This is a genomic window from Bacteroidales bacterium (assembly GCA_012517825.1).
Classification (GTDB): Bacteria; Bacteroidota; Bacteroidia; order Bacteroidales; family JAAYUG01; genus JAAYUG01.
Genome location: JAAYUG010000040.1, coordinates 1 through 2,551 on the forward strand (window position 1 = coordinate 1; position 2,551 = coordinate 2,551).

General features: G+C 45.9%; 2 protein-coding genes. One reads left to right on the forward strand and one right to left on the reverse strand.

The annotated features are described in order from the left end of the window. Positions 1-509, reverse strand: a 509-nt coding sequence (locus GX419_02775) for a hypothetical protein (protein NLI23619.1), incomplete at its 3' end; no start/stop codon positions are given. A 414-nt stretch (positions 510-923) separates the two neighbouring features. Between GX419_02775 and GX419_02780 the strand changes: the two genes are divergently transcribed. After that, the gene (locus GX419_02780) at positions 924-2,264 is read left to right on the forward strand and encodes a DUF4038 domain-containing protein (GenBank protein ID NLI23620.1); all 1,341 of its coding nucleotides are present in this window, start codon (positions 924-926) and stop codon (positions 2,262-2,264) included. The last annotated feature ends 287 nt before the right edge of the window (positions 2,265-2,551 follow it).

Genomic DNA, 2,551 nt, shown 5'->3' on the forward strand with positions numbered 1-2,551 from the left:
GGATATTTAAAGTTAATGCTTCTTAAATAAACTCCATCTATGTCAGCATCACCCAATAACACCATCGATAAGTAATCAGGATGGATACTCCCGTCAGGTCCCGGAGTTCCCTCATCCCGGGCCACTAATCCGAGTAAATACTGCAGGTGGTATTCCCCGGAAGGATGCTCCTGAAACATATTTTCTTCCTCGGGTGTTTCCGGCATATCATCAAAAAAAATCCTTTCTTCCAGCGGGATAATTTCAACATCACCTGACCTAACTTTAAGTTCCCTGATTATGTCATCCATAATGGTTTTAAGGTATTCCTTTTCATTATCAAAATGAATCGGATACCCTTTAGAAACATAGTCATCATAAATCTGCCTTCTCAGAAAAGGATCATCAGCGTAGCCAACACTGATGTAAACCTTCGGCTTTGTGCATTGCCGTTGCGGGAACAAGGAAACAGCACCGGCAAGGAAGAATGCCAGCAGAAAAAACGTTTTACCCAGGATATGCCTTTTCATTGTAAAGATTTTTTGTTACTCTGATAGGTAAAAAAAGTTGAAATGAAATCGTGCAGACAACTTGATTATTTAGGATAGCAATCCAGTATCCAATATTCCCATCGACACTTCATCGGTTTTCTGAAATGAAAAACCGTAAATTAAAATTAGTCAATAATTTAAAACAATCAGAAGTTTCTTTTGAAATATTTCTGAATCGAAGGCCGGGGAAATGGAATTTGTGAAAACGAGACATACAAATTCAATAAAAATCATAGTTTTGTTTTTTGTTAAATTGCTTACCGACCAACATAAACATGCTATGAAACCACACATTTTTCTTTTTCTGGCACTGGTTTTTTTCTGTCGGGCTGCAGCCAGAACAGCCATCAGAAGGAACCTTTTCTTACTGTTTCGCGCAACGGGAGATACCTGATGCATCCTGACGGAAAACCTTTTCTGTGGCTCGGTGATACGGGCTGGGAGCTTTTCCACCGTCTTACGCGGGAAGAAGCCGATGATTATCTTTCAACCCGTGCAAAACAGGGATACAGCGTTATTCAGGCAGTAGTGCTTGCCGAAATGGACGGTCTCAATGTTCCGAATGCATACGGAGACAGACCGCTGGTGGAGAATGATCCGGGACGCCCCAATGAAGCTTACTTCCGGCATGTGGATTACATTGTGAACAAAGCTGAGGAGCTTGGTCTGTTTATGGGCATGCTTCCCACCTGGGGCGATAAAGTGCCCAACGCAAACCCGGGTTACGGGCCGGTTGTATTTACAAAGGAAAATGCCTATGCCTACGGTGAGTTTCTGGGTAAACGATACCGCGATAAGCCTGTTATCTGGATCCTTGGCGGAGACCGGAACGTTGACAGTTTTGAAGCCCTCGAAATATGGAAAGCCATGGCAAACGGCCTCAGGAAAGGAGATGAAGGACGGCATCTGATAACCTACCATCCGCGGGGAGAAGCTTCGTCCCATTACTGGCTGCACAACGAACCCTGGCTCGACATGAACGGCTATCAGAGCGGCCATGCCCGCCGTTTCAACAAAGTTTACCGTTATGCCGAAACCCTGGCTCTCCTCCAGCCGGCGAAACCCTATATCGACCTGGAACCGGCCTATGAAGATATTGCCGTGAGGTTCTGGGATTACTGGAACTGGTATAATCCCAAACTGAAACCGGAAGAGCAGGCAGTTATCAAGGGTTTTATTGTGAAAAAGGATTTCTGGAAAGAAGGTTTTTTTACCGACTATGACGTACGGGTACACGCCTACTGGGATTTCCTGTCAGGTGCCTGCGGCTATACTTACGGAAACAATGCTATCTGGCAGATGTTCCGTGAGGGAATCAATCCGGCGATTCCCTGCCTGACCAGCTGGAAAGATGCTCTGTTAAGGCCCGGGGCATTAAGCATTACTTATCTGCGCAGGATTCTGGAAGCAAGGCCTTTTTATAAGCTCATTCCGGACCAGTCCGTCATTTATGGTTTCAACAGCGAGGACAGCACCCACGTTCGGGCGGCCGTTTCAAAAGACAAAGATTTTCTTATGGTTTATCTGGCCCTCGGACAAAAGGTTTCCCTGACCATGGGAAAGATCAACGGCAAACGTGTCAACGTCCGCTGGTATAATCCTGCCGCGGGAAATACCGTCAATGCACCGGCAGCGGATAACACAGGGGTGCAGGAATTTGTTCCGCCTTCAGGAGGAAAAGACTGGCTTTTGATTCTGGAGGACCCTGCCGCCCAACTCCCGGTTCTTGATTGATCCGACAGGCTGAAAGAGAACCAGGCATTTGTTGCACCAATGCCGGCGAAGGATTTTCGCCGTTCATTGCGTGCTGTTCATGCGGTTGGGGTCGTCTCCTGAGGACATATTACACCAGGAAACACTCAATGTATTTCACATGTTTCACTGTGTGGGACACAATGTGACACAGTTTATCATACAAGCAAAACACAGTGTTACACCGTGCAAAACACTGTGCAACACTGTGAAACTATTGTGACACAGTTTAACATACAGTAAAGCACAGTGCAACACTGTGTAAAACA